The organism is Bifidobacterium sp. MSK.17.10 (assembly GCF_019129655.1).
Classification (GTDB): Bacteria; Actinomycetota; Actinomycetes; order Actinomycetales; family Bifidobacteriaceae; genus Bifidobacterium; species Bifidobacterium adolescentis.
In genome coordinates this window covers 319780-326161 of record NZ_JAHOJD010000002.1, presented here as the reverse complement: position 1 = coordinate 326161, position 6382 = coordinate 319780, and the positions used below count along the sequence as shown (strand labels likewise).

The window sequence follows — 6382 nt, the reverse complement described above, 5'->3', positions numbered from 1 at the left end:
GGTCTCAAGCCCATGAGACACTTGGAGCCATGACTACAGTTATCATGCGCACCTCCGAAGGTGACATCAAAATCAACCTGTTCGACGACGAAACCCCGGAAACCGTGGCCAATTTCCTCGGCCTTGCCACCGGCGAGAAGGAATGGATCGATCCGATGACCGGCCAGCCTTCCCATGAGCCGTTCTACAACGGTCTAACCTTCCACCGCATCATCAAGGATTTCATGATTCAGGGTGGCTGCCCGCTGGGCAACGGCACCGGCGGCCCGGGCTACGACTTCGACGATGAAATTGTTCCTGATCTGAAGTTCGACCACCCGTACCTGCTGGCCATGGCGAACGCCGGCCTGCGTCGTGGCATGGACGGCAAGATCCACGGCACCAACGGTTCCCAGTTCTTCATCACCACCGTGCCGACCCCGTGGCTCGACGGCCACCACACCATCTTCGGCGAGGTTGCGGATGACGATTCCAAGGCAGTGGTCGACAAGCTCGAAGCCGTGAACACCGATCGCATGGACCGTCCGACCGAGCCGGTCGGCATCGTGTCCGTGGAAGTGCTCAAGTAAGCGTTTCCCGCACAGCCGTACAATATAGGAAAGCCCCTCGATTGAGGGGCTTTCTTCATTTTATTTATAGAGGCGTTTGCTTGCAATCACCGGCTTATGTGATTCGTCAACATCACATTTTGCGCAGTCGCGGCTCCGCGGAATCCTTCGCGCCGGTGATGCGGTACACGTCGAACACGCCTTCGATTTTACGCACGGCGGCGAGCAGGGTGTTCAGATGCTGCGGATCGGCCATTTCGAAGCTGAATTGGCTGGTGGCCACACGGTCGGTGCCGGTGGAAATCGAGCCGGAGATAATGTTCACGCCGTGATCGGACAGCACGCGTGTCACATCGCTCAGCAGATGCGGACGGTCAAGCGCCTCGACCTGGATCTTGACCATGAACACGCCCTTGGTGCTGGTCCACTGCACATCCACCACACGTTCGGGCTGGCGTTTCTCCAGTTCGAGCATGTTCTGGCAGTCCACGCGATGCACGGACACGCCTTGGTTGCGGGTGATGAAGCCGATGATCTTGTCTCCAGGAACCGGCATGCAGCATCGGGCCAGCTTGACCCAGATGTCCCCCACGCCCTTGACGGAGATACCCAACGAGCTGGTGGTCTTCTTGGTACGCTCCACCTGCTTGAGCGGCAACGCCTCCTGCTCGACTTCCTCATCCACCTCGTCGCTGCCCGCGTCACGGACCAGATGCGAGATGACGTTCTGCGTGGAGATCTGGCCATCACCAATCGCCACGAACACGGCTTCCGCGTTGGCAAGGTTCAACTCGTCGGCGACGCCCACCAATGCTTCCGGAGTCAGCAGCGTGGTGATTGGCAGGTTGCGCTTGCGCATGGCGCGCGTCAGCTCGTCACGGCCTTCCTCGACGGCTTCGGTACGGCGTTCCTTGCTGAACCATTGACGAATCTTGTTGCGTGCCTTCGGGCTCTTGGCGAAGCTCAGCCAATCACGCGACGGACCTGCGGATTCGGACTTGGATGTCAATATTTCAACGGTATCGCCATTCTCGAGCTTGGTATCAAGCGGCACCAATCGTCCGTTCACGCGCGCACCCATGGTACGGTGACCGACTTCGGTGTGCACCGCATAAGCGAAATCAATCGGAGTGGCTTCGGCGGGAAGCGAGACGATCTTGCCTTTCGGCGTGAACACGTAGACCTCTGCCGCGCCCAAATCCTCTTTGAGGGAGCCAAGGAATTCGTCGGAATCCGGCGTTTCGCTCGTCCAGTCGGCAAGTTGCTGAATCCATTTGAGGTTGTCGGCCTCGCTCAGCTCCTGGTTTTCGCCACGCTTGCGGTCGGACTTGTCAGGCGAGCTCAACGCGCGTCCGGCTTGGCCGTTCTCCTTGTACTTCCAATGCGCAGCGATGCCGAATTCCGCGCGGCGGTGCATGTCCCACGTGCGGATCTGAATCTCCACCGGCTTGCCGCCGGGACCGACCACCGTGGTGTGCAGGCTCTGGTACATGTTGAGCTTCGGCATGGCGATATAGTCTTTGAAACGGCCGGGAACAGGGTTCCACCGCGCATGCACGGCACCCAACGCCGCATAGCAGTCCTGAATCGTGTCGACGATGATACGCACGCCCACCAAATCATAAATGTTGGCGAAATCGTGCCCGCGCACGATCATCTTCTGGTAAATGGAGAAGTAGTCCTTCGGACGGCCCGTCACATAGGCTTTGATGTGCTGTTCGTCGAGATCCTCATTGATTTCGGCGAGAATCTGCTTCAGGTACACGTCGCGTTGTCCGGCGCGACGGGCCACCAATACCACAATCTCGTTGTAGATCTTCGGATACAGAACCTTGAAGCTGAGTTCTTCCAACTCGGTTTTGATGGCGTTCATGCCAAGACGGTTGGCGAGCGGCGCATACACATCCAGCGTTTCACGTGCCTTTTTCTGCGCGTTCGACTGCTTGACGTAACGCCATGTACGGGCGTTGTGCACACGGTCGGCGAGCTTGACCACCAGCACGCGCACGTCGCGGCTCATCGCCACCACCATTTTGCGGATGGTCTCGGCCTGGGCGGAATCGCCGTATTCCATTTTGGAAAGCTTCGTGACGCCGTCCACCAGGCCGGTCACCGTGTCGCCGAATTCGGCGCGGCATTCGTCGAGCGTGTAGTCGGTGTCCTCCACCGTGTCGTGCAGAAGGCCCGCTGCCACAACCAGCGGCCCCATGCCAAGATCGGCGAGGATCTGCGCCACTGCAAGCGGATGGATGATGTACGGCTCGCCGGATTTACGCCGTTGCGACGAATGCTGGTTGACGGCGCGCCGGTAGGCTCTCGCGAGAATGCTCATGTCCTCGTCGGGATGGTGGTATTCGCACATCTTGAGGATTGGTTCAAGCGGGTCAAGCGGATTCGTGCTGATCTCGCAGCCCAACATTCTGGCCGAACGAACCTCATGATCCATGTCGCTCATTTCGCTCCTCCTCGCTTGGAATGTACCCTATAGTACCCGCGCATCACCATATGACGGATGTATCCGGCCGCGTGTTGCACGGCCGGATACATCCTCGGTCTTTGTGTATTGCAGTCCCGTCAGGACGCAACGCCGGTTGATCCGAAGCCACGTTCCGCGCGGTCGGATCCGGGCAGGGTCTGCGCCTCGATGAATTTTGCCTCGACGTAGCGTTGGATGACCAGCTGTGCGATGCGGTCGCCCGGATGGAACGTCACGGCGCGTTCCGGATCGAGGTTGATCAACGGCACCTTGATTTCGCCACGGTACCCAGCGTCGATGGTTCCCGGCGCGTTAAGCACCGTGACGCCCTGCTTGACGGCGAGTCCCGAACGCGGATGCACCAGCGCCACATAGCCGGCAGGCAATGCGATTGCCACTCCCGTGGGCACCAGCGCCCGCTGGAACGGCTTCAACGTCACTTCTTCGGTGGTGCGCAGATCGGCACCGGCGTCTCCGGCATGGGCGTAATGCAGCTGAGCCGGCTGCCCGGGATCCAGCGACTTTACCAGAACCTCGACGTTTTCCGGCTCGTTGTATGCCTCGTCGAACGCCATCAGGCCGCACACTCCTTGCATACCGGCTGTCCGTCGTCGGTAGTGTAGGCAAGCTGGCTGCGATGCTTCACCAGGAAGCATTCGGAGCAGATGAACTCGTCGCCCTGCATCGGAATGACGGTCACCGAAGCGTCCTCATTGCTCAAATCGGCGCCCGGCAGCTCGTAGTCTTCGGCAATGGCGTTCTCGTCATCGTCCATATCGTTGGAATTGTTCTGAGAACCCTTGCTCAAAGCCTGGAGCGACTCCTCGTCCTCGTCTTTGTTGCGCGGGGAATCATAATCCTGTGCCATCGAGATTCCTTTCGTCATCTATGGTGCTTATGCGCCATAGAATACATGACTTTTCCCCCGCTAGGATACACGAATTGAAATACTCGTAAAATCCGACACGTGGGGCACAATAGAATTAATAGAAAAATCTAAGGGAAAGTGGTGTGTTGTGCCTGAGAATGCGCTCGAAGATGCACGGTTCGATCATGTGAGTGAAACCGGTGAGCTCGTCTTTGTTTCAGGTGCCGGCAAATTCGCCGTCAAGGTCGATGAAGCGCTTGAAAGAGCCATTTTGGAGGCAAAGCAGATTCGCACCGAAACCCAAGAGGAGCGTCAGCAGCAAGCGCCTTCCACGCTGCCGATCTCCCAAATCCAATCCTTGATTCGAGCCGGAGCCAATCCGACCCGCGTGGCGGAGCGATATTCGTTGAGCGAAGCGCTTGTTCGGCGTTTCTCGGCGGCGGTGGAAACCGAAAAGCAATATGCGATCGAACAGTTCCTGGCGGTTCCCGCGCCGAAGGAAAGCCGTGTGCGCACGCTTTCCGAATTGATCGAACGCACTTTCGCCGCAGCCCACGTACGGTTGGAGGATGTGCGGTGGAAGGCCACCAGACGCGGTTTGGAACCGTGGAAGATTACCGCGGAGTTCGATTCCGCAGGTCATGCCGCCCGTGCGGAATGGTCTTGGAACATGCATGACAACGCGGTCAACTGTCTGAACGCAACGGCACGCAAGCTCATCGGCGAGCAAGACACGCCGACGGAAGGACACACCGAGAAGCAGGTCGACCAGAATTTTCTCGCATCATTGAATTTGCCGGGCGATTCCGCACGTTCCGCACGTATCGAACAGACGGTGTCCGCTTGGAATGCTCCGGAACCGGTTGCACCACAAGCCACGAATATCAAGACCACCGTTGAGACTCAGTCATCGGCGACCGTTCCGCTGCCGAACCGTCCGGAAATCGCGACGACGCAGTACCCCGCCCCTTCAACGACGGAACCTGCCCAAAACTCGCAAAACACGCAATCCGCCGGCGAGCAGCAGTCCGATAAGTCCAAGATGGCATCATCCGATCCTCATAGTCAGAGCACCACCAAATCGAAGCGCCGTGCAGGACGCTCCGCAGTGCCGAGTTGGGATGAAATTCTGTTCGGTGACTGATTAACGTTCCCTAACATCCCACGGCAACATCCGTTCAGACGTTCAGATCATTCAATCAAGCCACGTCAATCAGGCATGGAATATCAGATTCCATGTAGGTCAGCGACCCGTGCACGCTGGGCAGATGCATCGCCTTCTCCGCCTGTGTGCGGGAATCGACAATGGTGGTAGAGCCCGCAGCGGAGACGACCACATCGCCGATCATCGACTTGACGCGTTCATCGACTGGTCCGTAGACGCCTTCCTCGATTGCCTGCCGGCGGGTGCGCACCTGGGCGCGCTCCCCCAGCACGTCACGCCAACGAGCGGCGATGTCCTCCGGATTCTCGCCATCCTCGCCATAAAGCATGACACAGCGTGGTTCGCCGCCGACATTCGCGACGCCCCGCATCAGCTGGGGTTCGGACGCTATGTCGATGCAGGCTTCCGGGTCGGCGGTTATCATGCCATGATCCGCCACGATGACGATCAGCGTGTTCTTCGGCACACTTCGACGCAGCAAAGACAACTGGGCGTCGATACGCTCATATGTGCCGATCCACTTGTCGGAGTCCCAGCCGTAATTGTGTCCGATCTTGTCCGCGTCGCGCAGGTACACGTATGTCAGTCCGGGCGTGTTCGCCGCTTTCGCCGCGGTCATGATACGTCGGCGTGGATCGTCATTGGAGATGTAGTCGCTGCCACGTAACGCCGCCTGAGTCAACGCGGAGAACGCGAATTTCGGCAGTCCCGAACTGGTGACGCGAACGTCCTGTTCCGCCAATCGTTCGAATATGGTCGGCTGCTGTTGCAGTTTCAGCGGTGCGGGCGCGTTTTTGAAAGAGATGAGCTGGCAGATTTCGCCATTGTCGGGATTGAGCTGCGTATACCCCGTCATGCCGGTTAATCCGGGGCATGTGCCGGTGCCGAACGTGGACATTGCGGCCACGGTGGTGCTGGGCATGCATGTGGCGATTGGCCGCTGGTTAACGCCATCCGCCATCAGCGACCGTAGATAGGGTGAATGCCCCAATCTCATATTGATGTTCCAATATCCGAGACCGTCCACCAGGACCACGACTGCCGAACGCGCGTCCGGCAGGCCAAGTGCCTCTTGGAGTCGTTTCGGATCGGCATGGATGGCCGTTGGAATCGGATGCCCGATGGCGCTGGAAATGGCGGGAAGTACCGAGGATAGGTGGAGAGCACCGCCGCGGCTGCCCTCATCCGGCAGTTCGTCGCCATATCGTGCCGGACTGGTCATGGCTAGCAGCTGGTCGATTTCGGGCACTTCAACACTCATGGTTCCCATTCAAGCACCGCGGCAGTACCAGCTGGTAATATTGCTAGGTTGATTACCATAACCT

At 58.6% G+C, this 6382-nt stretch carries 6 protein-coding genes; 2 read left to right on the top strand and 4 right to left on the bottom strand.

What is annotated here, in order from left to right; genetic code table 11:
• Positions 1-29: 29 nt before the first annotated feature.
• Positions 30-569 carry a peptidylprolyl isomerase gene (locus tag KSX58_RS02820; protein WP_011743363.1) on the top strand — a complete coding sequence of 180 codons (540 nt, stop codon included), beginning with the start codon at positions 30-32 and terminating at the stop codon, positions 567-569.
• 112 nt (positions 570-681) lie between these two features.
• Here KSX58_RS02820 and KSX58_RS02815 read toward each other — a convergent pair whose 3' ends face one another.
• The 3 genes from KSX58_RS02815 to KSX58_RS02805 all read right to left on the bottom strand — a co-directional run bounded on the left by KSX58_RS02815 (position 682) and on the right by KSX58_RS02805 (position 3892).
• Positions 682-3003 carry a bifunctional (p)ppGpp synthetase/guanosine-3',5'-bis(diphosphate) 3'-pyrophosphohydrolase gene (locus KSX58_RS02815; protein WP_003810545.1) on the bottom strand — a complete coding sequence of 774 codons (2322 nt, stop codon included), beginning with the start codon at positions 3001-3003 and terminating at the stop codon, positions 682-684.
• Positions 3004-3122: 119 nt separating this feature from the next.
• A complete protein-coding gene (gene dut / locus KSX58_RS02810) occupies positions 3123-3599 on the bottom strand; it encodes a dUTP diphosphatase (protein ID WP_021913806.1) in 477 nt (158 codons plus the stop codon).
• The gene (locus KSX58_RS02805; protein ID WP_021913807.1) at positions 3599-3892 is read right to left on the bottom strand and encodes a DUF4193 domain-containing protein; all 294 of its coding nucleotides are present in this window, start codon (positions 3890-3892) and stop codon (positions 3599-3601) included. Before KSX58_RS02805 ends, dut begins: the two co-directional genes overlap by 1 nt.
• A 148-nt stretch (positions 3893-4040) precedes the next feature.
• Here KSX58_RS02805 and sepH point away from each other — a divergent pair, with 148 nt between their 5' ends.
• Positions 4041-5036: a septation protein SepH gene (gene sepH / locus KSX58_RS02800; RefSeq protein ID WP_080863161.1), complete on the top strand. Its 996-nt coding sequence runs from the start codon at positions 4041-4043 to the stop codon at positions 5034-5036.
• Between the two features lie 55 nt (positions 5037-5091).
• Here the strand turns inward: sepH and KSX58_RS02795 are convergent, their stop codons facing one another.
• A complete protein-coding gene (locus KSX58_RS02795; RefSeq protein WP_179129893.1) occupies positions 5092-6318 on the bottom strand; it encodes an alkaline phosphatase family protein in 1227 nt (408 codons plus the stop codon).
• Positions 6319-6382 lie beyond the last annotated feature (64 nt).

What these genes read in the sequence shown, in the direction of transcription:
- KSX58_RS02795 (WP_179129893.1), bottom strand. Translation starts at nt 6,318, where the DNA reads ATGAGTGTTGAAGTGCCCGAAATCGACCAGCTGCTAGCCATGACCAGT.
- KSX58_RS02820 (WP_011743363.1), top strand. Translation starts at nt 30, where the DNA reads ATGACTACAGTTATCATGCGCACCTCCGAAGGTGACATCAAAATCAAC.
- KSX58_RS02815 (WP_003810545.1), bottom strand. Translation starts at nt 3,003, where the DNA reads ATGAGCGACATGGATCATGAGGTTCGTTCGGCCAGAATGTTGGGCTGC.
- dut (WP_021913806.1), bottom strand. Translation starts at nt 3,599, where the DNA reads ATGGCGTTCGACGAGGCATACAACGAGCCGGAAAACGTCGAGGTTCTG.
- KSX58_RS02805 (WP_021913807.1), bottom strand. Translation starts at nt 3,892, where the DNA reads ATGGCACAGGATTATGATTCCCCGCGCAACAAAGACGAGGACGAGGAG.